Raw genomic sequence first — 26,049 nt, 5'->3', positions numbered from 1 at the left:
ATCTTCTTACAAGCAGGAATCCCCACCATAACAGTGATCTACCACGCCTCAAAGCCGCCATGTTAATTAATGGTTAACCAAATGAAAGCGAGGCACTACTCCACCGATTCACATAAAAGCGTTACCGGAAATTTCTTCTTCCCAAATATGCGTATCCGATTTTCCAAATCAAGAAAGCATTTTTCGATGTCGGCTAACGTAGACGTATATCCGTAGCTACCATCTTTTTTAAAAGGCTCCCTGATTTTTAGCTTCCCTACCACTTCAAAATTCGACTTCAGCTGCAACATGCTCGTATGTGTCACCAGGTCATAACTCAAGCCCAACAGAAACCTTTCCTGCTGGTAATATTCCCAGACCTTTTCAATGCCAGGTTGCTGCTCCATCGCTGTTTTCGTATCGTACATACACATGATTGCCGTACCCAGGATGCTATGTTCCCGGAGCATGTCTATCGTTGGTTTCAGTGCACCCCTATAGGTTGTGCCCACTAGATCATATGTAGTCTGTGATTTTTGCTGGGTTATTTTAGCACAGATGACCGCATAATAGTTGTTGTCAGATAACTTAAAGGCTAACACATCATCTGGCTGGAAATAAAAGTGCTTAACTTTCCTGTATTTCTTACGGGGTCTAATTTTAAAATTGGGACTCGATATTTTTTTCAAGAGTTTGTCCAATTCTTTTTGTCGCTTCTTACCCTCCTGCGGCCCTCCCTCGGTCATCCAATCTTTAACGCCGGCGCCTATACGAATAACAGCGTTTACTTCCGCCAATAATTCATCCGTCAGTCCACCGATTTCCCAAAATGCAAGCGCATAAACCGTTACAAAGATTTCGTGATAGAAGTCATTATGCATCCCATAGTCCTCTTTCACAAAGGGGATTTCTTGTTGAATAATATCAATGCTGGCACCACCATCATACAATTCCATTATACGTTCATAGGTATCTCTTGCCAGGTCTCCATCAATAATTTTTACACCATCTGTTGCCATGCTGATTTATCTTCTTACTATAATCTACAATACTATTAATATATCTATTTAAAACTGAAATAAAAGCTTCGTCTGCTTATTGAAAAGCCTTTAGCAGGCTTTCTTTGTAGGCAGCGGAAACTTCCACCGTGGTACCATCTTTCAGATTCAACGAACCACCAGCGCCTTTGTGGTATGACTGTACATAATGTGTGTTTACAATATGAGACTTATGTACACGCACAAAAGGATGAGGTAATATTTCTGAAAAATGTTTTAAAAAACGACATACCATTTTTTTGGAACCATCCATTAAATAGACATCCGTGAAGTTCCCATTTCCTTTCAGGCGCACAATTTCATGCATCTTCACTACGTCGAACCCTTCGAGTGTAGGAAGAATTACCTGTTGCATCACAGGATTGCTTTCCCTCGAATTCTCCATGATAATTCGATTCCTGTTGAACCAGTGTTTCTGCTGCAACTGTTGTTGTACCTTATTCACTGCCAATATCAGTTCTTCTATACTCACCGGCTTCAACAGATAGTAGGCCGCACTTTGATTAAGCGCTTTTAAAGAATAAGCAGAAAAAGCAGTTACGAAAATTGTCTCAAATTCAAGGTCCTGGCAGCCTTCCAGCACATCAAATGCATTTCCATATGGCATTTCCACATCCAGAAATACTAATTGCGGATGTAATTCGTGCAATAGGTCAATCGCCTCACGGCTGTTATGTGCCGTACCTATTACTTCCACCTGCGGACAATATTTACGGAGGTAATTCTGCAAAGCCGCCATTGCAGCCGTTTCATCTTCAACTATGACTGAAGTTATTCTTCCTGTTAATATCATTCTTGTTCATTAATGGGAATTGAAGTATTACTCTGGCGCCACTAATGCCATCGTTTGTTATATCTTCCAGCGTCATTACAATCTGGAGACGATAGATGTCATTTAACAAATTTATACGTTCTCTTGTATTGGTAATCCCCCTGGACTCGTGTGCTTTCTGATGCGTTGTTTTCAGCTGCTGGCTCGCTTTTAGACCAATTCCATTATCTTCGATCATTACCTGTATACGCGAATTTTTTCGTTCAATGCTTACTTGTAGTAAACCTTTTTCTGTCTTATACCGTAAGCCATGCCATACAGCGTTTTCCAGATGCGGCTGCAGCAACATATTCGGCACAATCACCATATCCGCATCCAAGGCATCATCTATCGTTAGACTGTAATCAAATTTATCACTAAAGCGCAGTTGCTCCAGGTCTAAATATCTTTTCAGTTGCTCTGCCTCTGCGGTTAATGATACAAAGTCTTTATTGGAGTTTTCCATCACGTTTCTCATCAGGCCAGAATAGGAAGTCAGGTATCTGTTGGCCTCTACTTCATTATTTTCTGCGATGTACTGATTAACGCTATTAAGGCTGTTGAAGATAAAGTGTGGGTTCATTTCCCGCCGCAACGACTGCAATGCAATTTTTTTATTTTTTATTTTGATGGCCCTTAAAGATCGGATGATAAACAACAGTAGCAACACCATCACTAACACAGAGGCTATAAGAATATAGTTGAGTTTATTTTTATTGCTGATCAGCGCCTGTTGCAATACCTTCTCTTTTTCAAGGTCTTTAATCTTTTCTTCTGTATCTTCAAACAAGGCGGCATCTACCAGCGAACTATCAGCTTTTATCAACGTATCCAGCTGGCGTAGAAAACCATCATACTTCTTCATGGCAATGGCTTCCTTTCTTTGCTGCCGGTAATAGCTGGTCAATGCAAGCAGGCAATCCCTGGTTTTAGCGGTATTACCACTTTTGAAAGCCAGTGAATAGGCTTCCTCCAGCAAAGCACCGCTTCGATCAGGCTTTTGAATAGCGTTATAAAGCTTCGCCAGTTCTTGTATTTGATTTACCTGAAGTTCCGTATTTCCTTGTACTTTTGCTTTTGCTAGAATCGATTCACTTTCTTGAATGGCATCAAGCACTTTATTATCCGCCACATAAGCAGTAGTGATCTTTTTACTAATGGCTGCAATCGAATTGGTGTTTTCAGTTTTGGCTATGGCCTTTTTGTAACTGGCGATAGCACCCGTAGTATTATTTTGTAGCAACAAACTGTTTCCCAACTGTTTATAGGCAAAAGAGGCTTCTTCGAATTTCCCTTCTTTATCAAATATGGCAGCATTGGACTGCGCATAATTCGATGCCAGCTCCGGGCTTTGATTATTTAACAGACGGTTGGCATCATTGAAATTCACTTTTTCCAGACTCTTGTCTATCGATAAGTTACCTGCCGATTGATAGTTTTTGATGGCAGGAAGAATTTTGTTCTGCATCTCTTGTACTTTCGCCAGTGTACGACTGGTAAGCGCTGCATTCGGATGATTTAATCTTGTATAGATTTCCAAGGCTTTCTTCAGATTATTTTCAGCCTTGGGGTAATCATTTTTATCCATCAGCTCTCTCGCTAATACCTCATAATGAAAGGCCGTTTGTATTTCGTCTTCATCAGTAGAAAGTGATTTTTTGAGGTTAAAAGCAGCCTTAGAAACAGTACTGGATTTACCTTTCTTGCCGCCTTGCTCCTGGGCCACAACCATTCTGCTACAATGCAGCAATACCAACATGATAACTATAAACCTACAGTAACGTACCATTATAATCGATTCTATTGCAAAATAAGACTTTAAGAACCGATTAGCTAATAGTTCACCCATTCAATCAGGCAGTTCACCAAGTGACACTTTGTGGCCAGCGAAGAGCGGTTATCTTCATTCCGCAATCATAAATCACAACACCATGAAAGTAACATTATTCGCCAGTGCCATGTTGTTATCAGGTTCCCTCCTGTGGAAAAAAGATCAACTCATTCTTTTTTTCCAACAAGAAAATGCAATAGTTGCCCAACATCCGGTTATTAGCTCTCCTTCCGCCGCAGACAATACCCGTATCCAGGTAGCTTTGTTACTGGACACCTCCAATAGTATGGATGGTTTGATAGACCAGGCCAAATCAAGGTTATGGAATATCATTAACACCCTAACCACCCTGAAGTACAAAGGAAAAACAACTACTATCGAAATTGCATTATATGAATACGGCAACGACTATATTCCCGCGGAATCCGGATATATACGAAAAGTAACTTCTTTTACTACTGACCTTGATCTTATCTCTGAAAAATTATTTGCGCTCACCACCAATGGTGGCTCAGAATTCTGTGGCGCCGCCATTTCCGCCGCTGTAGACGCGCTGGAATGGGGCCGCAACGAATCAGATCTTAAACTGATCTATATCGCCGGCAACGAACCTTTTACCCAAGGTGAAATAAGTTATGCCACTTCAGCACGCAAAGCGGTTAAAAATAATATCTATGTCAACACCATCTTTTGTGGAAATAAGCAAGAAGGAATCAGTACTAAATGGAAAGATGGCGCTGATCTTGGACAGGGAAAATATTTCAATATCAATGCCGATAAAAAAGTAGTTTTCATAGAAACACCTTATGATCGCCAGATTCAAAAATGTAATGAGAAAATTAATCAGACATACATTGCATATGGCGCCCAAGGTGCTTCCAAGAAGATGAACCAGGTACAGCAAGACCTCAACGCCAACGCGATTTCGGCTGCTAATAGTGCAGAACGTTTTGTCAGCAAATCAAAGTCAGTTTATAAAAACGGTAGCTGGGATATAGTCGACTATGCAAAAGATGATACTACGGTATTAAAAAAAATAAGCAAAAAAGATCTTCCAGCAGAACTGCAAAACAAAACGACCGCAGAAATGCAGACATGGATAAAAGCTAAAAGCCAGGAAAGAGATACATTACAAAAAGAGATGGCATCTTTGGGGAAACAACGACAAAAATTTATTGATGAGGCGATGAAGAAAACAAACCACTCTGACGACCTCGGCGCCGCTATCAGTCAATCGATTATTGAACAAGCAATGGGGAAAGGATATACGGCTGAAAAGTAACAATCATGTTTTTATCATATCGCCTTCGGAAGAGCAGTTGCCTACCGAAGGCTTTTTTATAAACGATTTACATTTGCGCTTCTTCATCTATCTCTCCCGCTGCAAAAGGATCCGGATGCGTAAACATAGCTTTAATCTGATAGCACCGTCCTTTCAGATAACTACCATAATGTTGGCGCAGCGTATCAAAGATATCATTCGGTACTTTTTCATCATCTTGCATATATGCCGTATATACCTCGTCTGCTAATCCAATTTCCTTAGCAATAACAGCATCTGTCAGCATGATCTTATCCATCAACTGAGCTTCTTTTAAGTACATGATAGTGGCAGAAAAGCTCTCTTTAGTAAGCTTACTGGCATCGATGGTTGTCTGATCAGTGTATTTTCTGATGATTGTTTTCGTTTTACGCATAACCACAGGTATTGAAAGTGCATCCTTATTTAGCTCAAGAACAATGATATACTGCGTTGCACCTCGCATACTTGCTGGCAAAGCAATGTTGATATGATCATCCTTTGTATTTATGACCACTGGCTCCCCAGAGATAGTGTGGGCATTTTTGATGACTACACCAGGAAGTGCGGGCAATGTGAGCAAAGCCGTATCTGTATTCAGTACATGTACATAAATATTATTACCACTGCGGGTTGTAACATAATTTTCTGTAGGCAGGTAAGGGCCACCCGCAGTATTATAAATGGCTGTTCCATTTACTTTCAGCCAGTCGCCTAATTCCTTCAGACGCTTTACCTGCCTGGCTTCTATTCGACCGTCGGGCATGGGACCTACATTTAATAATAGATTGCCATTACTACCTGCTGTTTGTGAAATAATGCTCAGACATTTTTTCAATGGCACTAATTTATCATTGGGTTTCCAGGACCATTGCTGACAAATCGTGAAACAACTTTCCCAGGGCATTTGCATATTTAGCCGACCTACCACCCGTTCTGGCGTGTCATAATCGCCAATCATATCTGCCGCGTTAATTTCCTTGTTATCCATTGCTGCAAAGGCTTTTCCCAACCTGTTATTAGTGATAACAGAAGGTTTCAGCGCTTTCACATAGGCATATATTTCTTTGCCCATAGCATCGGTCCATGGCGATTCCCATTGGCCATCGAACCACAACATATAAGGATCGTACTGGGTGATCAGTTCCTTCAGCTGTTGTTTCATAAATACGATGTATTTATTCATATCGGCCTTAGGATCTGGTGTCTGGCTATCTGGGCCATGCATCGGATAGTCCGGATGATGCCAGTCGAGTACAGAATAATAAATGCAAAATTTAATATTTTGTTTTTTACACGCAGTGCTCAAAGCCGCCAGGATATCTTTTTTATAAGGTGTGTTAGCAATATTGTAGTCGGTATATTTTGTTGGCCAAAGGCAAAAACCATCGTGATGGCGGGCGGTAATAGTAAGGTATTTCATGCCTGCGTCTTTCGCAGCTTTCACCCAGGCATCTGCATTGAACAGCACAGGGTCAAACTCTTTATAAAGGCTATCATATTCTTCCTGAGGCACTTCTTTACCGCGACTCCAGCCAATTTCGGTGCCTCTCAGGCTTACCGGCCCCCAGTGGATAAACATCCCGAACCTATCGCCCATAAAAGTTTGTAGCGAACTGCTTTTAGGCGTCTGTGCCTGCGATGACATCAGCATTAAAAAGCAGAAAAGAATAGATAAGCCAATTACTTTCATTGTTCTAATTATGTTTAAAAAGAATAATCGTATATCCCACTACGTTGTCATCTGCATACACTTCTCTAATAAAAATACAGTTTTTTAACGTTAAATACGAAAGACCGGATTTATCCAATGGTGTTGCTTACATGCAGCAACCACTTGGATAACGCCGGCCTCGGATGGTTAATTGACCAAAATTACAGGTGCAAATCAAAAGTAGCTGTCATATTTAAGGTATCCTTGTTGTTATAAATATCAAAATTTCTATTAACCGTATTTTGCCAGCTTCCTTTGGCAATACCATTTTCCATGCTAAACTCCTCTATTTTTACTGTTCCTGCAGCTTAGATAAGTATTTTTAGACAGCCAATGTCACAGCACTTAACTATTAGAAAATCCTAACTTGCGGTTACTTATAAGCTAGTTAATAATTTATGAAACAAAGCATTGGTCATATTGCACTTATCGTAAAAGACTATGATGAGGCCATCAGATTTTACACAGAGAAGCTGAGTTTTCAGTTAATTGAAGACACCAGGTTATCAGAGGAAAAAAGATGGGTCCTTGTATCGCCGCCAGGGGCGCAGGAATGCTGTCTTTTATTGGCAAAGGCTACTAATGAGGAACAAGCTGCCGCCATAGGTAATCAGGCCGGTGGAAGAGTTTTATTATTTTTGTATACAGATGATTTTTGGAGAGATTATAACAATATATCGCTAAACAATATTCATTTTGTGCGACCGCCAAAAGAAGAAACATATGGTTGGGTAGCAGTATTTGAAGACTTGTATGGAAACCGCTGGGACTTATTACAAAAAAGATAATTCAGATGTAACAAAGAATGTTGACTTAATCATATTTCAAACGCCTTTTTACCAATATACTCCGCAATACTTTCCCCATAATTATCATGATAGCATAAGCAATTATCTCAACAAAGATCTGTCAATTCTCATCATTTTTTGTTAAATTCATTGACCAGTTATATGTAGCAAAGCACCCCAACAGAAAGGAATTATTTGTACCCCACATTCATCATAAAGCTAAAATCATGAAAAACTTAATTTCTATTGTAGCAATTGCATTATTATGCCTTGGAGCCTGTAAAAAAGATAATAAACAGCCCGCAACAACTACTCCTACCCTTTATCCTGTAGCATTCAACATCTCGAACTTCACCTCCACAATAGGCGACATTAACGGCAGAACAGGAAATAGCGGTGCTAACACCAGACCAGGAGATACGCTATCTCCATACATTAACTACATAATATACAAAGTGTTTGATGCTGCTAATTCCAACCTAATTAAAACCAGGATACAGACAAGCGCGGATACTGCATTTGGAAAAATACTGGATACTTTACCTGGTGGAAGATATGTATTTTCAGTTACCGCATCCAAAGATAAATTCCCCACAAGCCAACCATCAAATGATTACATAGCAGCTGCCGATGTTCCAGGCACAGATGTATTCTATAAAAATGTGACACTGAATATTGATAGCACCGTAAATCAGACGCTTACACTGGCCCGAATTGTATCCAAATTGCGTATCATTTTTAAAGATCATATTCCTTTTAACATAAAGGTACTTACCATTTTACCAGATCCAAATACCGGCTACAGCCTGCCTGCAGGTCTACAATATTCTACTGGCAAAATTGCTGCACAATTTCCTCCCACTTCAGGCACCTACTGGTATTATACTTTTCCTATAAATATTCCTGATTCATTAAGAGGTTCAGCCAATATCAAATCAGAAGTTTATTTACTCAATCCAGGTAGTATGACTATCAGACTTAGTGTAGTAGCCACTGATACCAGTAATAAAGCAGTATTCTCCAGAAAAATATATAATATTCCTTTGGAAGTCAATAAGCTCACTGTTCTATCTGGCTACCTTTTCGATACCTTACCAGGTGGTAATGGTACCAGCGTTAATGTTCTGCATGACTGGAGCACGGATAGCATAGTTGCTGGGTTTTGACCAGCATACGATAATTGATATATAACTTAAGGGCCTCTCCTTTTTTGGGAGGCCTTCCTGTTGTCAAAACACTACAGAAACTATGGTTACAGCATCCATAGCAGAAATAATCCAACGTCACTCGCCCGAGAGTCACCGCTCTACCTAAATCCTGTACCTTCGCTTAAATCGCTTCGTTATGAGTTTCTTTAATAAAAAGACCACCTGGACAAACGCGGAATTCATCCCCTTCAAATTATGCATCGCTAGTATATACGTTATAGTAGGCGCCTATTTTCATGAGTTCTTCAGCCGCTATTATTTCCTTTGGTTTTTCATCTTTGGCATCAGTGTCGTCTGGACAGTAGGCCTATGGCTTCAAAAGATGAAAAAAGGTAAATAAATTGTCTCGACAAGAATACAGATATTTGAACTGTTTTATTAGTGATAAAATTATAATTTACCTCCCGCAATATACCTATACACATGAAAAAATTACTGATTGCGGCTACTGTGGCAATTGTCTTATCTGCATCCGTGTATGCCTACAGTGCCTATCCTCACACAACTACCGCAGCCACTTGCACCGGCTCTAAAACTTGCAACGCCTGTAAAAACTGTAAATACTGTAAACACTGCGCCAAAGAAGGTGGCAGCTGCGGAATTTGTAAATAATATCAGAAAAATAAGCTTTTGTAAAAATGAAAATATACTTGTTATCCCTCCTGTTCTTTCCAGTGGTATCTTTTGCACAAACTAACTCATGGCAGAATACTGGAAATATTGGTATTGGTACAACTTCGCCTCGTGCCTGGCTTGACGTAGGAGCTACTACCGAAAATACATCCACAAGCGTCTTAGGACGTTTATGGGAAGGAAATAGCGGCTCAAACTCTCCCGGAACTGGGACCTACCTTGGCGTTCAAACCTATAACACTAGTGTGGTCGGAGGTAAATCCTTTTCGCTGGAGCATAAATTTTACGGGATGCTGAACAGTGCAATCAATTTCCATCGTGGTGGTAGTACAGAAGGAGGATTTATTACTTTCGCCTGTAACAATGGTGCCGAAATGATGAGAATTTCTACTAATGGCAATGTTGGCATCGGGACATCCAATACGAGTAATTACAAACTAACGGTAAATGGCAACATCGGAGCGAGAAAAGTTAAAGTAACACAGGAAACCTGGGCTGATTTCGTATTCCAGCCAACTTACCAACTGCCAACGCTGCATGAAGTTGAACAATTTATTATCAATAATCAACATTTACCTTCCATTCCATCAACAGCAGAGGTAGAAAAAAATGGTATTGACCTGGGAGAGATGAATAAACGATTGCTGCAGAAGATTGAGGAAATTACACTCTATCTTATTGACCAGGACAAACAAATTAAAACGCAAAAAGAAGAAACCAACAAATTAAAAGAGGAAATAAAAAGCTTGCAAGAACAAAATAAAAAGCTTGCTGGCCTACTTCAAAAATAATAGTCGCTAATTTAGCACAACAGGGAGATGGATATTCACACCCTGTTATTTCATTTACTTCAATCTACCTTTCATGTAAAAATAGCACTCCCCCATTGCATGCGGCCTTTCTACGCCTTAAATTGCAGTAATTTAGTGACTATGAACATGAAAAAAATCCGCATGCTGGCGGCAGCCCTCTGTTGCACCGCCGCTTTGGGTAACCACGCATATGCCCAGCAAAAACCTAATATCATCGTCATTTATGCCGATGATCTTGGTTATGGAGATATCAGCTGTTATGGCATGAAAAAAATCCATACACCTAACATCGATAAACTCGCACAGCAAGGTGTCAAATTCACCAACGGCTATGCCACCAGTGCCACGTGTACGCCTTCCCGTTATGGTATACTTACCGGCCGCTACCCATGGCGACAAAAAAACACTGGCATCGCTCCCGGCGACGCGCCACTCATTATCCCCACCGATCATAAAACCCTGCCAGCCATGCTGCAAGATGCTGGCTATAAAACCGCCGTTATCGGTAAATGGCACCTCGGCATCGGTACTACCGGAACTACCACCGATTGGAACACCGAACTCAAACCAGGGCCACTCGAAATTGGTTTTAACTACGCCTTTATTATGCCGGCTACCCTGGATAGAGTACCCTGCGTATTCGTAGAGAATCATCATGTTGTCAATCTTGATCCTAAAGATCCTATCACCGTAAACTACTCACACAAAGTAGGCAACGACCCTACCGGAAAAGAAAATCCCGAGAAACTCCGCATGCGCACCGACCCCAGGCAAGGCCATGATCAAACGATCATTGATAGCATCAGTCGCATAGGCTGGATGACTGGCGGCAACAGCGCACGATGGAAAGATGAAAACATTGCTGGCATCATCACACAGAAAGCCATCAACTTCATCGGGGAAAATAAATCACAACCTTTCTTCATCTACTTCGCCAGTGGCGATATCCATGTACCGCGATATCCTAATAGTCAATTCAGGGGCAAGAGCGGTATGGGCCTCCGCGGCGATGCCATCCTGCAGCTCGACTGGACCGTAGGCCAACTTACACATGCACTGGACTCTCTTGGCCTTACCCAAAATACCATGATCGTTTTCAGTAGTGATAACGGCCCTGTATTAAATGATGGTTACCTCGACCAGGCCGCAGAACTGGTAGGAAATCATAAGCCAGCCGGCCCACTCAGAGGAGGAAAATACAGCTCCTTCGAAGCAGGCGCCCGAGTGCCGCTGATCGTGAAGTGGCCAGCTACTATTAAGAAACCACAAGTCTCTGATGTACTGATCGGACAAATAGATTTCTTCGCTTCCTTCGCCAAACTTACCCATCAAAACATTCACGATGGCGACGCACCGGATAGCTTTGATATGCTGGCACAACTGATCGGTAAATCTCAGCAAAGCCGCCCTTACCTCATTACGCAAGGTGGGCCACTCTCTATTATTATGGGCGATTATAAATATATCACCCCGTCCAATGGCCGCAAACTGGCAGAGGATGTAAATATTGAACTAGGAAATGACCCGCAGCCACAACTCTATAATATCAAAAAAGATATCTTCGAAACTAAAAATCTTGCTACCAGCGATACCAGCAGAACCAATATCATGGCGGCTAAACTTGCGGCAGTAAAATCTGCCAATAGCAGCAAATAAAATAAATACCCTACATCCGTCAGTATTATATAAGATGCTGACGGATGCTCCTTTCTCCTCCCTACGATTCAACTACCCGAACAACCTTTTCGATTCCTCCGTTGTTTTCACTAGATTGTAATGGTGAACTATGATACGCTGCGATATTGCCACAGCCTGAAATAGATCATACCTATTTCGTTATAAGATTAATCGATTGTGACTATATCTATAAAGTCCTAATTTCGGTTTCCCAAGTACAGTTAGCAAACAGGCTAGCAGAACCGGCCGAAGTCAGGAAAATTATTTCACTTATAGAATAACCTTTTAACAATGGAATCTAACGACATCAGCAAATGCCCCTTTCACGGAGCAAAAAAACAGAATGTTGCCGGCGGCGGAACTACTAACCGCGACTGGTGGCCAGATCAGTTAAAGCTGAACGTGCTTCGTCAGCATTCAACTTCCTCTGATCCTATGGACAAGGATTTCAACTATGCCGAAGCATTTAAAAAGCTGGACCTGGAGGCCGTAAAAAAAGACCTTCATGCTTTGATGACCGACTCTCAGGAATGGTGGCCTGCCGATTTTGGACATTATGGTCCATTGTTTATCCGTATGGCATGGCATAGCGCAGGTACCTACCGCGTAGGCGATGGCCGCGGTGGCGCTGGTTCCGGACAACAACGTTTTGCGCCGCTCAACAGCTGGCCGGATAATGTTAGCCTGGACAAAGCCCGCAGACTCCTCTGGCCTATCAAACAAAAATATGGCCGTAACCTCTCCTGGGCAGATCTTCTCATTCTTACAGGAAATATCGCCCTGGAATCTATGGGCTTCAAAACCTTTGGTTATGCAGGCGGACGTGAAGATGTATGGGAACCAGATACCGATGTATACTGGGGCGCTGAAACCACCTGGCTGGGAGGTGATGTACGCTATGCTGGCGGTGATGAAGGTGTCGTAAAAAATGGTGGTGTTGTAATCGCTGATGACAAACCTGATGGTCAGATACATGGCCGCAACCTCGAGAACCCACTCGCTGCTGTACAGATGGGCCTCATCTATGTAAATCCGGAAGGCCCTGATGGCACGCCTGATCCTATTGCCGCTGCTAAAGATATCCGCGATACTTTCGGTCGCATGGCTATGAACGATGAAGAAACCGTTGCCCTCATCGCTGGTGGTCATAGCTTCGGTAAAACCCATGGCGCCGCCCCTGCAAGTCATGTAGGTAAAGAACCTGAAGCTGCCGGCCTCGAAGAACAAGGCCTGGGATGGCGCAACAGCTATGGATCCGGACATGGCGCTGATGCTATTACCAGCGGTCTGGAAGTTACCTGGACAAAAACACCTACTCAATGGAGCAATAACTTCTTCGAAAACCTCTTCGCCTTTGAATGGGAATTAACCAAGAGCCCTGCCGGTGCTTACCAATGGGTGGCTAAAGATGCAGCAGATATCATTCCTCATGCATTCGATACTGCGAAAAAGCAAAAGCCTACCATGCTCACCACCGACCTCTCCTTGCGTTTGGATCCTGCATATGAAAAAATCTCCCGCCACTTCCTCGCAAACCCAGATGCTTTCGCAGATGCTTTTGCACGTGCATGGTTCAAACTGACGCACCGTGATATGGGTCCACGTGCCCGTTACCTCGGCACTGACGTACCTGCTGAAGAACTGGTATGGCAAGATCCTATCCCTGCAGTAAACCACCCCCTGGTAGATGACAAGGACGTTGCAGCATTGAAAGCTAAAGTGCTGGCATCTGGTCTAACCGTTCCTCAACTGGTATCCACTGCATGGGCTTCTGCTTCTACTTTCCGCGGTAGCGACAAACGCGGTGGCGCCAACGGCGCACGTATCCGCCTGGCTCCACAAAAAGACTGGCAAGTAAATAATCCTGTTCAGCTGTCCGGTGTATTGGATAAACTGGAAGCTATTCAACAGGAATTCAATAACGCACAATCTGGCGGTAAAAAAATCTCTATTGCTGACTTGATCGTGCTGGCAGGTAGTGCTGCGGTAGAAAAAGCAGCAAAAGACGCCGGAACAACTATCACCGTTCCGTTTACGCCTGGCCGTATGGATGCTTCTCAGGAACAAACAGATGTAGAATCTGTTGGCCACCTGGAACGCGCTGCTGATGGTTTCCGTAACTATCGCAAACGCTACACGTCATTTGTATCCACAGAAGCGCTCCTGGTAGATAAAGCGCAGCTGCTCACCCTCTCTGTTCCTGAACTGACAGTATTGGTTGGCGGTATGCGTGTACTCAATACCAATGCAGATGGTTCTTCTCACGGTGTATTCACCAAACAACCAGGAGTACTTTCCAACGATTTCTTTGTAAATCTGCTGGATATGAATACCGCCTGGAAAGCCGCCGGCGACGATAAAGAACTGTACCAGGGTTATGACCGCAAAACCGGCAAACCTAACTGGACAGGCACCCGCGCCGACCTCGTGTTTGGCTCCAACTCCGAATTACGTGCAGTAGCAGAAGTATATGGCAGTAGCGACGCTAAAGAAAAATTTGTGAAAGACTTCGTAGGTGCGTGGACGAAAGTGATGAACCTCGATAGATTTGACCTGAAAAAATAAATCTCCGCCTGCGGGTGGATGAAAAAACAAAACAGATAAGGGATGCCAATAGCATCCCTTATCTGTTTTAGCAAATACACAATCTCTTATTTTGCATCGTGCTTTGTCCAGCGCAACGCTTTCACCTCATAGCCCAGCCCTTTGGCTTTCGCCAGAAACCTGTTTTTAATATCTTCCGGGATAGCAGTAGTACGGGAGAAGATCCATAAGTAATGCAGGTTATCGCCAGCCACCAGCGCATAATCATAATCATCGCTGATATCGATTACGTTGTGGCCTGCATATATGAACGGAAAGAACGACACCATGAAACGGCCTTCTGCCTTATCTTTCACGAACTTCGCCTTACCGCTGAATATTTTCCATTTTTTCAGTGACTCATCGAATCCTTTACTGTCCACATTAATTTTTCCTCCTGGCGTCAGCGAATAGGTGGCGCTAACATTTTTCATGTTGCTTTCAAAGCGATAGTCCAGATGAGCGACCTCATACCAGGTGCCCAGGTATTTTTTCAGTTTGAAAGGCCTTACTGCGGTGGCGCCTTTAGGGATGGAAACACTACGTCCTTTAACATAAAGGAGTACTCCTGCCGCCAAAGCGGCGCCAGTGAGTAATTTCCGACGCATGATCATGGCTGTTCCATTTAACTTTATGATGATACCGGCACCGCGACTCTCGGCGAGAGCCGGCAAATATATTCAGCTGCTTACAATATGATGAAAGGGGAACACCTATTTTTCGTACCGTAAAAACAACAATTTCCAAATTACTTCACAAAGGTAAAACTCTGTTGTTGAATATCTTCAAACCATTTTCCATCTTCTGTGCTTGTAAATACTAATGCCTGCGTATAGGCTGCCGCTTCTTTGTCTGTCAGCTGCCTGCTCCAAGGAACACGCTTTGCTGGCTGATTACCCTTGCCCGTATTCTTATACTCGCCATAAAAAACAGTTTGCTCATTCTGCGGATTGCTCCAATTATCCCAACCTGCCGACTTAATACATGAAGGCAGCTCACAACGCAAAAACACTGTTTTAGCACCTGCACGCCAGGGCCGCCCAAGAGACACCGCCGTCAGATTACTGTCTGCTGTTACCTTACAATCTGCAAACACATAGCCATAGGCCTTTCCACGTGTAGTGCTGGCAGCCGTGATAAACGAATTTGCCTTACAGTGAATTTCGCAATGACTGAAGAACACGGTTGCTGGTCCAAAGATAAAATCTGTAGTTCCCTCTATATAGCAGTTGACAAATAATTGCCTGGACTGCTCTCCACCAGTGAAGATCGTATCCTGATGCCCTAAAAACCGACAGTTTCGGAAAATCGCCCTGTCTGCATCTACATACAATGCTACCGCTTGTCCTACCGGGCCGGCGGCATTTACAAACGTAATGTTCTCCGCCAAAAATCTATTGCCCGAAATCCTGGCAGTGAAGCTGGTAAAAGTAGTCAGTTTCCCACGGCCGCTATAGTCATTGAAAGTAATGATAGTGCTATCAACGCTCTCTCCTACAAATCGTACGTCCGTATTCGTTGCAGGCAGCTCTATCTTCTCATTATACACACCCTTTTTTATATACAGCACAATAGGCATCAGTGGATATACACGCATGGCGTCTATCGCATCCTGTATATATTTAAAGTCACCGGAGCCATCTTTAGCTACTGTAAAAACATATTTATACTGTTGCGGATTGGCTGTCTGGCCACTGGCAATATTCGCGTAGATGTTAATAACACAGAATAAAAAGGTAATCTGAAGTAATAAACGATTCATAACGTGGTAGATCTTTTAATAACTTCCTAAAATAGTGATTAAGATGATAAAAAGGAAGCCCCTATAATTATGTATATAAGCAGATGCAGACCTTGTATTAAAAATAAAAAGCCTGCATCTCCAGCATTACTCCATGCCTTCCCATAAGGCATGTTCATACACCTGCCAGCTGCTGTCACTGATCAGGCGCTTATACACCACTTGTGTATCTCCTTGCAGATGATAATATTCCAGGGTATCAATACCGGAACTATCGTCCATACTGGCTGGTGGCAACATTCTCACGCCCTCCCTGAATACAAGCGAATCATTTTTCCAATAATATTCTTCCTTAAAAAAAGTAGCCCACCAACTGCCCGCCCAACAAGAACGAACGACGTTCAGGCCAGGCACAAAGGTGAAGTTCGGAAGCATACAATCTCCCCTTACCTTTAAGGCGCCATCAGCGGTGCTTATAACGGGAACGCCTACCCAATTTCCATTCGCAGATTCACCATGAATGAGGATATCTTTATAACCATCTCCATTCAAATCCATCGTATCAATGAACATCATGTAATACCGAATGGGCAAGGTATCTATCAGCCACCAGCGGTGATACTGCTTACGAAGAAGCATACACGTAGTATCTGTTTGGTAAATGCCGACAAGGTCTTTCTCCCGGCGGTATACACGCAGATAATCTCCCGACGTGTATTCTATGGTCGTATCTGTGTTAATGGCAATCCAGCAATTATTCAAACTGTCCGGTAATGATCTCAGGGTTGAATTTTCAGGCATGGGAAGGCCATGGCATGCCAACAGGCATGACGCTATAGCCAGCAAAAAGCATTTCATAAGAATAGGAGTTATTTAATAGCAGTGGGTATTAATAATTCAAAAAAACAGTAACAGCATATGCGGTAGCATACCAACAAAAAGGGAGGCAATAATTTATGTAGAGGGAATAGGTGGAGAGGAAGATGTTTGGTTGTTGAAATGATACCAGCAGCTGGTCATCACCAACAAAATACACAAAAGCATCACACGTGCAGATGCGCGACCATAGCCATTTTCGGCCAGGTACAAAGAAGAAGAAATCATAAGGGGGAAATGTAATTCAATGTATGTATTTCTTCTACATAAAAAAATTCTTACTGCAAAAACAGTAAGAATTTTTTCATCTTTCAATAATATCAATGTTTTACTATTAAGCCTTGTTCTGGTACATACTTATCATATTCCATTTGTGCTGCAATTTTCTTTGCTACCTCCTCTCCACGCAAGCGTGCTACCAGGTGCAAAGCCCCGTCTATTCCGGCAGAAATTCCAGCAGTGGTAATCACTCTGCCATTATCTACATACCTTACATCTTTCAATACCTTGGTACCTGGTAACATCTTTTGCAGGTTGTTAATAGCGTTATGAAAGGTAGTCACCGTAAGGCCTTCCAGCAAACCAGCTTTACCTAAGACAAATGCGCCGGTACAAACAGAAAAGTAGCCTTGCGTTTGTGCATCCCTCGCTTTAATCCAGTTGATCACTTCAGGGTCGTTACCAGCAACATCATCATCGCCTCCAAAGATGGCAAAAAAATCTGCTGGCGGCGCATCCGCAATACTATAATCAGGGATTACCTTCATGATATGCTGAACCGTAACAGGATCCTTGGTTTTACCTACCGTGAAAATATCGAAACCTGCATAAGAAAAGACTTCCATCGGCCCAGCAAAATCAAGGACTTCTGTACCTTCATAGAGATAAAAACAGATGCTGTATCGTTTAGGTTTAGCTTCATCTGCTTTCTTTTCAATCAGCTTCATATGGCAATGTGGGCAAGCACCTGGTTTGGTGAAGGTCAGGGTATCACAGCTACCACATGGCGGACATACATACAACGGCCCTTGTTGCTGTGCGACGGCCCATAAAGGAAAACATAATAATAAAAGGAGTAAACGTTTCATAAAGGAAATATTGTGTACCAAAGGTAAGCTGGCACCAGGGTGTAAATAAGGACAAACACCCGCCAAATCAGGCCAACTTTCCGGATCGTCCTGCCATCCTTGCCAGGAGCCTAAGTTCGCCCTGGCTGCTGATGCCTGTGGCCTGCGCCACCCACGATAACTTATGATCTTCTTTTAGCAGCTGTAAGGCTTTTTCATGGCGAAGTTCCTTGATATACTGTCCAATCGTAATACCAGTAAGGGTTTTAAAGAGGCGGGTGAGATTTCGGGGAGAGCTATATACCATTTCCGCCAGGTCATGGAGGGTTATTTTTTCAGACAGATGATGGGCAATATAGTCCTGCACCTGATGTACCTGGTGATTGATATGTTGCCTATGCTGCAGGTGCACACTTTGCTGCGTGGCCGTACCATCTCTGCGTATATAGATCACCATGTCTTTGGCCACTTTGTAAGCGAAAGCCGGGCCATGGTCTTGCTCCACTAAATTGAGCGCCAGGTCTATTCCTGTAGAAATCCCTGCGCTGGTAAAGATATTATCACTCTGTACAAACAGCCTGTTTTCTACTACCTGTGTTTTAGGAAAATGTTGCTGTAATGCAGCAGTGTAGCCCCAATGCGTGGTGCAGGAGCGCCCATCCAGCAGGCCGGCAACTGCCAGTGCAAAAGCGGCTGTACATACAGAGCAAACAATTGCTCCGGTGGCTGCCGCTGCCTGCACCCAGGGTATCCATTTGATATCGTCTGCACGGTTCCATTTACTGAGGTCCATGCCGGCTAGTATTAGTATATCTGTAGAGGTGATCGTTACCGCTTCCAGTGGCTCCAGGTTGGTGAATGCAAGTCCGCAAGACACGCCAGGCTGCTGATATGGCGATACATACCGGAGCTCATAAGGCTGTCCGCAGCAGCCAGATTCATAAAAAACGGTCACCGCCCCCGCCAGGTCCATCAAATGCACCTGGTCAAACAGAAAAAATATTACCCTCCTGGATTTCATAAGGCTAAGATAGTAAGTTAAATAGGTCTTAAATCATTCAACTGCATATTGGCTACATCCATTTTTAGCTTACTTTGCTTACATATTTATTTCCCCAATAACCCTGATATCAGTATTCACAACATTAATAACTGGTTTATGCGTTTCCTGGTTTTATTAATCAGCTTCCTAACCCTGGTCCGTTTTGCCAACGCACAACCCGCAACAGCGTATTACCAGCAGTTCAATGCTATCGAGCAACAACTGGACGATGCCTGGGCTACCCGCGATGTGGGTAAGATCATGAGCTTTTATACCTATAAAGCCGTCAGGATGCCGGAATACAGCCCTACGCTTTTGGGTCGCAGCGCAATTGAATCTTATATTAGGGCCTGGATGGATGCCGCTACTGTCAGCAATTGCAGCCATGAAATAAAAGATATACAGGTAATAAAAAATCATCTCATAGAAATAGGTACCGCCAAAGCAACTGTATTACTCGGAAAAAACCCTCCTTATCTCTACGAATCAAAATATTTGCATGTATGGGATATCTCCAATCCCCAACGGCCATTGCTCGTAGCTGAGATCCAGGGTTCTGTTAAAGATCTTGCCAGGAATATATTGCCAGTGATAGATATTCCGCAGAAAGCGACACCAACGCCTTCCCGGAGTAGCTTACTGCAACGCCTCAACGAAAAGAACGAAATCTTTGTGCATAATGTAATGACGGCCAACGGTGCGGCTATGGCAGCATTATATACGGCTGATGCCATCTATATGCCTTATTTCAGGGACCTGATAACAGGCAGAGAGGCTATCAACAAATACTATGTGGAACATGAAAGTCCGGCAGTGGCTAAAGATCCGGTAAAGATTAATATCTCTTCTCTCACAGACCTCGGCGATTTTGTGATCGTTAATGGCTTCTATCACGTGCACTGGAAAGACGGCGCCAATGAAGGAAATGTAGACGGAAAAAGTATTAATATCTGGAAAAAAGATGACAACGGCGATTATAAAATGTTCCGGCAAATGGTGGTACACGATTAATAGTGCTGGTACCGTTTTTTAGTTAATGGAATATGTAGAAAGTAATAAAACAGCGCCCCTCCAAAATAAGCTGCAACATCCAGCCAGTCGCCAGTATAAACGGCAGACACCCTTGGCAGGAAGCCTTCAAAAACTACCGAGGTATACAAGGCAATAAATAACAGATACCCCAGTGGATAATGATAATCCGTTCGCTTAACTACCACCCTCGCAATAAAGGCAGCACTGATATGTGCCATTACCGGTACAGCAATGAAGTCTGTCAGATGATCATTAAGCCATCCAAGGTGTATATGGGCCATGCGGCACCAATGGACGAGCATCCAGCAAAGTATATACCCCAGAAACATGGGATCTGTCAATCTCCTCATATCATAACACCAAAGCGATGGCGGTGACCAGTAGTAAACTAACACTTCCAAACATAATGGCAAATAGTACAAATCCTGAATTCTTCAGGGTACGGATCCATGCCGAATCCGTTTCTTTTACCGGCAGAACGCTGCTACGCAAGCGTTTCAGCAATGGCATTTCTTTCTCTGCGGTCTTTTCTGTTGATGTTTCCATCATCCTTCAATTTAATTTAGTACAAATGTACTAAATTTTATGCAGCATACAATTTTCTTGTACATGAAAAGAAAAACGAGGCTTTGCTTTATGACATTTTTTTCTTTTGCTTACTTTGGAATGCAAACCTCGTCCTTACGGCCACGCCTATATTAAAAAAACATTCTTTCAGCGAAAACAAACTAAAAAAAATTATTAAGGTGTTTGAATTTTAGTATCGAACGGAGTATCTTAGTAGTTGCCAGAAATTTGCTTGTAGACATTTGTAATCCGACTAATCTGTTGATGTTGATAAGGAATAAACCCTGCTGGAAGGGCGTTATGTACGCTTGATTACCTATGTGCCAATACCTGCTTATGTTTAAATTCTTTTGCTTGAGTAATAGAAAATTTTAAAAAGGGAGATATAAAAATAGCTGACTTAAAAAACCGTAATTCCTGAATCAGAAGTCCATTATTATTTGTCAGTAGCTGTAATTGACTGTAGCTGTAACAACGATAGTAGCGCTACGAATTCTCCTATGCTGATAAGTTTTAAACAGTAACCAATTATCACCAATTTCTAAAACGTTTACCATGAGAAAAAAACTCAGGTTATTAACGATCATGTCGTTAATAGTACTGCTGCTCCCACACCTGGTGTATGCCCAACAGGTGATTTCCGGCACAGTTACTTCCAGTGAAAGGGAAGCATTGCCCGGCGTTACCGTAAGGGTCAAAAGCAATAATGTCAACACCACCACGGATGCACAGGGACACTATTCTATTAAAGCAAATCCCGGCCAGGCGCTGGAATTCTCTTTCATCGGATTTAAAAATCAGACTGTCATTGTAGGCAGTACAAATAAAATCGATATTGTACTGGTATCTACAGAAACAGGCCTCAACGAAGTAGTAGTAACTGCCCTCGGCATCAAGAAAGAGCGTAAAGGACTGGGCTATGCCGTACAGGAAATCAAATCCACAGAACTGTTGAAAAACAAAGACCCCAACCTGATCAACTCCCTGAATGGTAAGATTGCAGGTGTCAACGTCACCAATTCCGGCGGCGCTCCTGGCTCTTCTGCTTCTATCATCATCCGTGGCGGCACCTCCCTGGAACGTAATAACCAGCCACTGTTCGTGATCGATGGTGTACCTATGAACAACTCCACCGGACAAGGCGATAACAGTGCTTTTGATGGTTCTGTCAATATCTCCACAACCAATAGTAACCGCGCTATGGATATCAACCCAGAAGATGTTGAGTCCATCTCTGTACTGAAAGGCCCTGCTGCGGCAGCATTGTATGGCCTTCAGGCAGCGGCAGGTGCAATTGTTATCACCACTAAAAAAGGAGTAGAAGGAAAAGCAGTTATTTCCGTAACACCAAGATTTACCACCAATGTTGTAAATAGATTACCTAAACAACAAAGCAAGTATAAACAAGGCTCCAACTACACAGGCGCTTTCACCGATCAAACCGGCCTTTCCTGGGGACCCGAATTTGCGCCAGGTGAAAAAGTATACAATAACATGGGTGACTTCTTCCAGGCTGCCCACGCGTTTGATAATAGCTTTAATATTTCTGGTGGTACCAAAAACAACAAATTTTTCCTCTCCGCCTCTAACCTGACCCAAACAGGTATCGTCCCTACCACTGGTTACGATCGCTCCTCCGTTCGCTTCAATGGCGAACAGGTATTGGGGCGCTTTACTTTTGGCGTAAATGCTACATACGCAGTAAGTTCAACGCAAAAAACCCTTACCGGTACCGGTCTTTGGGGTTCTAACGGAAGTGGATATATGGAAAGTATCATCGCATGGCCGCGCAGTGATAATATGAAAAACTGGCTCAACCCTGACGGCTCCAAACATCGCCTCATCCCCAACATACCACTGGACGATGATTCCGATAACCCGTATTGGCTTATTAATAAAAACCCTCAGTCTGACCAAACCAACCGCTTCATCGGTAGCATCTATACCAACGTAAAGGTTACTAATTGGTTAGACGCCACCTATCGCCTCGGCCTCGATAATTTCACTACCAACTTCAGAAGTCTCATCAGCCCAGGTTCTTCAGTGAAACTGGCATGGCAGAATGGTATGCTCTCCGAAACTAACAAACGTTACAATTTTGTCAACAGTAACTTCATGTTAAATTTCCATAAGCAAATCCAGGATTTTGACCTGAGCTTATTGCTGGGTCATACTACGGAAGATTACTATACTCGATCTACTTCCATCCGTGCTGAAAGCTTCATCATCCCTGGATTGATTTCCCTGAATAACGCCATCAATGCTAACCGTTATTCCAATGATAATATATATCGTCACAGGCTGATGGGCATGTATGGTGAATTCCGCGCAAGCTACAGAAGCCTGCTGTACCTAAGCGTTACTGGTCGTAACGACTGGAGTTCCACCTTACCGGTTGCCTATCGCTCCTTCTTCTACCCTAGCTTCAGTGGTAGCTTTGTCTTCTCTGAACTAATGAAAGATCACCCGGTATTATCCTTCGGTAAAGTGCGTGCATCATGGGCTGGTGTTGGTAAAGATACCGATCCATATGTAACACAAACAGGTCTGTTTGGCCCAGAGCTCACTATTGGTGGCGGCTTCCGTAACTACTGGCAACAGGGAAACCCTGCCCTTCGCCCAGAACATACCAACTCCTATGAGTTTGGTACCGAAATGCGCTTCCTTAATAATCGTATCGGATTCGACTTCACCTATTATACTATCCGCAGCGTAAACCAGATCCTCTCACCAAGAGTAAGTAACGCTACCGGCTATATCCTGAAATCTGTAAACGCAGGTCTGATCGAAAATAAAGGTATCGAATTGACTGTAACAGGAACGCCTATACGTACTTCAAAACTCAGCTGGGACGTAACCCTCAACTTATCTCACAATGCTGGCCGCGTAAAAGAGCTGCCTGGCGCAATTCCAATCCTCTATGTTACAGATGTACAGGTAGGTAATTCGAAAGCAGCATCCTTCGACAAAGGCGCATTCATGGGATTGAGCGGCTCCAAATGGGTGACTGATTCTGCCGGCCACCTCATCCTCGATGCCAAAACCGGCTTGCCTACACCTTCTACAGCCACCACTTCCTATGTAGGTAACAGAGAACCTAAGTTAATCGGCGGACTGAATAACAGTATCTCCTACAAAAATTTCAGCTTTAATATGCTATGGGATTTTCGTGTAGGCGGCGACGTATATAACGGTACGGAATGGCTGCTGACTTTCTATGGTTTAAGTGAGCAGACGCTGGATAGAGGCCAGACAACCACCTTCACCGGTGTGGCGCTCAATCAGACTACCGGCAAATATGAGCCTGTTACTAAAACAGTAGTGAAAGATGAGAAATATTACAGAGACTATTATTTGAAAAATGCGCCTTTCTTCATTCAATCTGTTAACTGGGTGCGTTTACGTTCTCTTTCGCTTACCTACGCCATGCCAGCAGAAAAACTGAAGCGTATGCCTTGGCTGAGAGGTGCTTCTGTGACCGTTTCCGGCACCAACCTCCTGTTGTTCACCAACTATAAAGGAATGGACCCTGAAACCAGTGCCGCAGGTGCGGGCGTAATCGGCTCAGGTTCTGTGGGCATCGACTATGCAGGCGTTCCTGCTACCAGAGGCTACGCTGTTGGCTTAAACTTCAAATTCTAAATCCAAGGGAATCATGAAAAAACTTATCATCATTATAGGCCTTGCCACCACTTTCACGTCCTGCAAAAAATGGCTGGACGTCAACGACAATCCAAATACGGCTACAACAGATGTACCCACCGCAGAAATGCGCCTGCCACCTTTGATCAGCCAATTTAATTACGCCTATGAAGCTGCCGGTACCAGGTCCGCATTTCTTACACAGCAATTGGCATATATTAACTCTCAAGGCGTCGCTAACTTTAAACTTACCACCTGGCTCTCTGAGTCCAGCGGTAGCGCCAACTACCCATGGCAAACCTGGTATGTGATGGCTGCAGTAAATGTTGATCCACTAATCACTGCTGCAAAAAAAGTAGAAGCCTGGCATTATATCGGCGCTGCAAAAATCATCAAAGCCTGGGGGTTTGCTACCATGAATGATTTCTATGGCATGGTAGTATACGACCAATTTGCTGATCCAAACACCTATACGCCGAGATTCGATGATGGCGCATATGTACAAACTAAAATCATGGCCCTCCTGGACGAGGCTATCGCTGACCTCCAGAAAACGCAGGGGCTTACCGCTCCTCCATTAGCCAAAGGCGATATCCTGAATAACGGTAACGTAGATACGTGGATTAAACTTGCCTACGGATTAAAAGCGAGACTCCTGAATCATCTCAGCAAAAAAACCGACTACAATCCACAAGCCATCCTGGATGCGTTGACAAAAGGCCCACAAGCCGATAATCAAAGCACTATCATGCAGTATGTCGATGAAGGCCCGGCCATTCCAGATGTATCTAAAGAAGCCCAACAATATGGCAATACCGGTCTCTCTACAAAATTTGCCAAACTATATGTTGACTACCTTAGCAATAACTATACTGGTGCACCTACCGGAGCCAATAATATGGAAGATCCCCGTATCGATACCATCTTGCCCAATATGTCTGTAGACAATGGCTGGGTGCGCACAAAAGGCGTAGATGTAAGCATCTCTGCCGGCCCTAATTCAGTAAGTTTCAACACTGCCACCAATAGCTTTACCGGCTCCCCACTCAGCGATTCTGCTTATATCACCCTGCGTAAAACACCGTATGCACCTACCGCCGGACAACGTATCCAGTCTACCGGTTCATGGTACACACGCAGAGGCGCTAAGGCATTACTCTTAACCAATGCCGAAATGCGCTTCATAGAAGCAGAAGTAAAATTCCGCATGAATAATAAAACAGAAGCATTGGCCGCGTACAAAGCAGGTATGCGCTCTCATATGAATCTGCTGGGCATCAAACCTACGGTTATCGATGCATTCCTCGCCAGCTCTTCTGTAATCCAGGACCCTGCCGCACTAACCATGAGCCATATCATGATACAGAAATTCATCGCCATGTCTTTCTCTCCTGAAAACTGGGTAGATATGCGTCGTATGGATTATTGTACTGCAAGTGGTGGCGTTTACAACGAAGCAGTAGGCATTTACAAAGGCTTCAAACGCCCGTTTGCGGTGAATGTGCAGGCATACCCTAATGCAACAGACTGGCCTCGCCGCTTTGCTGTAGCCAGCTACGAAATCAACTATAACATCGCAGAAGTACTGAAACTCGATCCTGATGCGGCAAAACCTACCTACCTCAACAAACCGGTTTGGTGGGATAAACCATAAACATCTTCATAAAAACAATAAGAAAGCCATCTCC

22 protein-coding genes are annotated in these 26,049 nt (G+C 43.4%); 10 read left to right on the top strand and 12 right to left on the bottom strand.

Going from position 1 to position 26,049, the window contains the following annotated elements:
* Positions 1-95: 95 nt before the first annotated feature.
* The 3 genes from ACE38W_RS06550 to ACE38W_RS06540 form a co-directional block, all read right to left on the bottom strand.
* Positions 96-998, bottom strand: a complete 903-nt coding sequence (locus tag ACE38W_RS06550; RefSeq protein WP_375829603.1) for a hypothetical protein — start codon at positions 996-998, stop codon at positions 96-98.
* 76 nt (positions 999-1,074) lie between these two features.
* Positions 1,075-1,830, bottom strand: a complete 756-nt coding sequence (locus tag ACE38W_RS06545) for a LytR/AlgR family response regulator transcription factor (RefSeq protein WP_375829602.1) — start codon at positions 1,828-1,830, stop codon at positions 1,075-1,077.
* On the bottom strand, positions 1,793-3,637 hold the full coding sequence (locus ACE38W_RS06540; protein WP_375829601.1) for a histidine kinase: 1,845 nt from the start codon (positions 3,635-3,637) through the stop codon (positions 1,793-1,795). The genes ACE38W_RS06545 and ACE38W_RS06540 overlap by 38 nt, the downstream gene beginning before the upstream one ends.
* A gap of 142 nt (positions 3,638-3,779) precedes the next feature.
* Here ACE38W_RS06540 and ACE38W_RS06535 point away from each other — a divergent pair, with 142 nt between their 5' ends.
* A complete protein-coding gene (locus ACE38W_RS06535; RefSeq protein ID WP_375829600.1) occupies positions 3,780-4,961 on the top strand; it encodes a VWA domain-containing protein in 1,182 nt (393 codons plus the stop codon).
* 67 nt (positions 4,962-5,028) lie between these two features.
* Here ACE38W_RS06535 and ACE38W_RS06530 read toward each other — a convergent pair whose 3' ends face one another.
* On the bottom strand, positions 5,029-6,672 hold the full coding sequence (locus tag ACE38W_RS06530; RefSeq protein WP_375829599.1) for an alpha-L-fucosidase: 1,644 nt from the start codon (positions 6,670-6,672) through the stop codon (positions 5,029-5,031).
* A gap of 419 nt (positions 6,673-7,091) precedes the next feature.
* On the opposite strand from ACE38W_RS06530, the gene ACE38W_RS06525 reads away from it, so the two are divergent.
* The 6 genes from ACE38W_RS06525 to katG all read left to right on the top strand — a co-directional run bounded on the left by ACE38W_RS06525 (position 7,092) and on the right by katG (position 14,376).
* Positions 7,092-7,481 (top strand): VOC family protein, encoded by a 390-nt coding sequence (locus tag ACE38W_RS06525; protein ID WP_375829598.1) that lies wholly within the window; start codon positions 7,092-7,094, stop codon positions 7,479-7,481.
* 227 nt (positions 7,482-7,708) lie between these two features.
* On the top strand, positions 7,709-8,647 hold the full coding sequence (locus ACE38W_RS06520; protein ID WP_375829597.1) for a hypothetical protein: 939 nt from the start codon (positions 7,709-7,711) through the stop codon (positions 8,645-8,647).
* A gap of 178 nt (positions 8,648-8,825) precedes the next feature.
* Entirely contained in the window at positions 8,826-9,029 is a 204-nt protein-coding gene (locus ACE38W_RS06515; protein WP_375829596.1) for a hypothetical protein, read from the top strand.
* Positions 9,030-9,327: 298 nt separating this feature from the next.
* Positions 9,328-10,113, top strand: coding sequence for a hypothetical protein (locus ACE38W_RS06510; RefSeq protein ID WP_375829595.1), 786 nt, complete (start codon positions 9,328-9,330; stop codon positions 10,111-10,113).
* Between the two features lie 141 nt (positions 10,114-10,254).
* On the top strand, positions 10,255-11,790 hold the full coding sequence (locus ACE38W_RS06505) for an arylsulfatase (protein WP_375829594.1): 1,536 nt from the start codon (positions 10,255-10,257) through the stop codon (positions 11,788-11,790).
* A 312-nt stretch (positions 11,791-12,102) separates the two neighbouring features.
* Positions 12,103-14,376, top strand: coding sequence for a catalase/peroxidase HPI (katG, locus tag ACE38W_RS06500; RefSeq protein WP_375829593.1), 2,274 nt, complete (start codon positions 12,103-12,105; stop codon positions 14,374-14,376).
* Between the two features lie 86 nt (positions 14,377-14,462).
* Here katG and ACE38W_RS06495 read toward each other — a convergent pair whose 3' ends face one another.
* From ACE38W_RS06495 to ACE38W_RS06470, 6 genes are all read right to left on the bottom strand, one after another.
* The gene (locus tag ACE38W_RS06495; RefSeq protein ID WP_375829592.1) at positions 14,463-15,002 is read right to left on the bottom strand and encodes a lipocalin family protein; all 540 of its coding nucleotides are present in this window, start codon (positions 15,000-15,002) and stop codon (positions 14,463-14,465) included.
* A 140-nt stretch (positions 15,003-15,142) separates the two neighbouring features.
* Positions 15,143-16,156: a pectinesterase family protein gene (locus ACE38W_RS06490; RefSeq protein ID WP_375829591.1), complete on the bottom strand. Its 1,014-nt coding sequence runs from the start codon at positions 16,154-16,156 to the stop codon at positions 15,143-15,145.
* A gap of 126 nt (positions 16,157-16,282) precedes the next feature.
* Entirely contained in the window at positions 16,283-16,993 is a 711-nt protein-coding gene (locus tag ACE38W_RS06485; RefSeq protein WP_375829590.1) for a hypothetical protein, read from the bottom strand.
* Between the two features lie 96 nt (positions 16,994-17,089).
* Positions 17,090-17,239 carry a hypothetical protein gene (locus ACE38W_RS06480; RefSeq protein WP_375829589.1) on the bottom strand — a complete coding sequence of 50 codons (150 nt, stop codon included), beginning with the start codon at positions 17,237-17,239 and terminating at the stop codon, positions 17,090-17,092.
* 92 nt (positions 17,240-17,331) lie between these two features.
* Positions 17,332-18,099 carry a DJ-1/PfpI family protein gene (locus ACE38W_RS06475; RefSeq protein WP_375829588.1) on the bottom strand — a complete coding sequence of 256 codons (768 nt, stop codon included), beginning with the start codon at positions 18,097-18,099 and terminating at the stop codon, positions 17,332-17,334.
* A 67-nt stretch (positions 18,100-18,166) separates the two neighbouring features.
* Positions 18,167-19,099 (bottom strand): GlxA family transcriptional regulator, encoded by a 933-nt coding sequence (locus ACE38W_RS06470; RefSeq protein ID WP_375829587.1) that lies wholly within the window; start codon positions 19,097-19,099, stop codon positions 18,167-18,169.
* Between the two features lie 138 nt (positions 19,100-19,237).
* Between ACE38W_RS06470 and ACE38W_RS06465 the strand changes: the two genes are divergently transcribed.
* Positions 19,238-20,131, top strand: coding sequence for a YybH family protein (locus ACE38W_RS06465; RefSeq protein WP_375829586.1), 894 nt, complete (start codon positions 19,238-19,240; stop codon positions 20,129-20,131).
* On the opposite strand, the gene ACE38W_RS06460 is transcribed toward ACE38W_RS06465, so the two are convergent.
* Both ACE38W_RS06460 and ACE38W_RS06455 read right to left on the bottom strand, forming a co-directional pair.
* On the bottom strand, positions 20,128-20,433 hold the full coding sequence (locus ACE38W_RS06460) for a hypothetical protein (protein ID WP_375829585.1): 306 nt from the start codon (positions 20,431-20,433) through the stop codon (positions 20,128-20,130). The two genes, ACE38W_RS06465 and ACE38W_RS06460, sit on opposite strands and share 4 nt — an antisense overlap.
* A gap of 70 nt (positions 20,434-20,503) precedes the next feature.
* A complete protein-coding gene (locus tag ACE38W_RS06455) occupies positions 20,504-20,698 on the bottom strand; it encodes a hypothetical protein (protein ID WP_375829584.1) in 195 nt (64 codons plus the stop codon).
* 576 nt (positions 20,699-21,274) lie between these two features.
* Between ACE38W_RS06455 and ACE38W_RS06450 the strand changes: the two genes are divergently transcribed.
* Both ACE38W_RS06450 and ACE38W_RS06445 read left to right on the top strand, forming a co-directional pair.
* Positions 21,275-24,361, top strand: coding sequence for a SusC/RagA family TonB-linked outer membrane protein (locus tag ACE38W_RS06450; RefSeq protein WP_375829583.1), 3,087 nt, complete (start codon positions 21,275-21,277; stop codon positions 24,359-24,361).
* Between the two features lie 13 nt (positions 24,362-24,374).
* Positions 24,375-26,015, top strand: a complete 1,641-nt coding sequence (locus tag ACE38W_RS06445) for a SusD/RagB family nutrient-binding outer membrane lipoprotein (RefSeq protein WP_375829582.1) — start codon at positions 24,375-24,377, stop codon at positions 26,013-26,015.
* The last annotated feature ends 34 nt before the right edge of the window (positions 26,016-26,049 follow it).

It is taken from the genome of Chitinophaga sp. Hz27 (genome assembly GCF_042263525.1).
Classification (GTDB): Bacteria; Bacteroidota; Bacteroidia; order Chitinophagales; family Chitinophagaceae; genus Chitinophaga.
Note: the sequence above shows the minus strand (reverse complement) of the source record. Positions and strands in the feature narration are given on the sequence as shown.

Excerpts from the sequence above, each read along its gene's own strand:
- ACE38W_RS06535 (WP_375829600.1), top strand. The coding sequence starts at position 3,780 with ATGAAAGTAACATTATTCGCCAGTGCCATGTTGTTATCAGGTTCCCTC.
- ACE38W_RS06450 (WP_375829583.1), top strand. The coding sequence starts at position 21,275 with ATGAGAAAAAAACTCAGGTTATTAACGATCATGTCGTTAATAGTACTG.
- ACE38W_RS06485 (WP_375829590.1), bottom strand. The coding sequence starts at position 16,993 with ATGAAATGCTTTTTGCTGGCTATAGCGTCATGCCTGTTGGCATGCCAT.
- ACE38W_RS06550 (WP_375829603.1), bottom strand. The coding sequence starts at position 998 with ATGGCAACAGATGGTGTAAAAATTATTGATGGAGACCTGGCAAGAGAT.
- ACE38W_RS06475 (WP_375829588.1), bottom strand. The coding sequence starts at position 18,099 with ATGAAACGTTTACTCCTTTTATTATTATGTTTTCCTTTATGGGCCGTC.
- ACE38W_RS06495 (WP_375829592.1), bottom strand. The coding sequence starts at position 15,002 with ATGCGTCGGAAATTACTCACTGGCGCCGCTTTGGCGGCAGGAGTACTC.
- ACE38W_RS06525 (WP_375829598.1), top strand. The coding sequence starts at position 7,092 with ATGAAACAAAGCATTGGTCATATTGCACTTATCGTAAAAGACTATGAT.
- ACE38W_RS06510 (WP_375829595.1), top strand. The coding sequence starts at position 9,328 with ATGAAAATATACTTGTTATCCCTCCTGTTCTTTCCAGTGGTATCTTTT.
- ACE38W_RS06455 (WP_375829584.1), bottom strand. The coding sequence starts at position 20,698 with ATGGAAACATCAACAGAAAAGACCGCAGAGAAAGAAATGCCATTGCTG.
- ACE38W_RS06480 (WP_375829589.1), bottom strand. The coding sequence starts at position 17,239 with ATGATTTCTTCTTCTTTGTACCTGGCCGAAAATGGCTATGGTCGCGCA.
- ACE38W_RS06505 (WP_375829594.1), top strand. The coding sequence starts at position 10,255 with ATGAACATGAAAAAAATCCGCATGCTGGCGGCAGCCCTCTGTTGCACC.
- ACE38W_RS06460 (WP_375829585.1), bottom strand. The coding sequence starts at position 20,433 with ATGGCCCATATACACCTTGGATGGCTTAATGATCATCTGACAGACTTC.
- ACE38W_RS06490 (WP_375829591.1), bottom strand. The coding sequence starts at position 16,156 with ATGAATCGTTTATTACTTCAGATTACCTTTTTATTCTGTGTTATTAAC.
- ACE38W_RS06545 (WP_375829602.1), bottom strand. The coding sequence starts at position 1,830 with ATGATATTAACAGGAAGAATAACTTCAGTCATAGTTGAAGATGAAACG.
- ACE38W_RS06540 (WP_375829601.1), bottom strand. The coding sequence starts at position 3,637 with ATGGTACGTTACTGTAGGTTTATAGTTATCATGTTGGTATTGCTGCAT.
- katG (WP_375829593.1), top strand. The coding sequence starts at position 12,103 with ATGGAATCTAACGACATCAGCAAATGCCCCTTTCACGGAGCAAAAAAA.
- ACE38W_RS06515 (WP_375829596.1), top strand. The coding sequence starts at position 8,826 with ATGAGTTTCTTTAATAAAAAGACCACCTGGACAAACGCGGAATTCATC.
- ACE38W_RS06465 (WP_375829586.1), top strand. The coding sequence starts at position 19,238 with ATGCGTTTCCTGGTTTTATTAATCAGCTTCCTAACCCTGGTCCGTTTT.
- ACE38W_RS06445 (WP_375829582.1), top strand. The coding sequence starts at position 24,375 with ATGAAAAAACTTATCATCATTATAGGCCTTGCCACCACTTTCACGTCC.
- ACE38W_RS06520 (WP_375829597.1), top strand. The coding sequence starts at position 7,709 with ATGAAAAACTTAATTTCTATTGTAGCAATTGCATTATTATGCCTTGGA.
- ACE38W_RS06530 (WP_375829599.1), bottom strand. The coding sequence starts at position 6,672 with ATGAAAGTAATTGGCTTATCTATTCTTTTCTGCTTTTTAATGCTGATG.
- ACE38W_RS06470 (WP_375829587.1), bottom strand. The coding sequence starts at position 19,099 with ATGAAATCCAGGAGGGTAATATTTTTTCTGTTTGACCAGGTGCATTTG.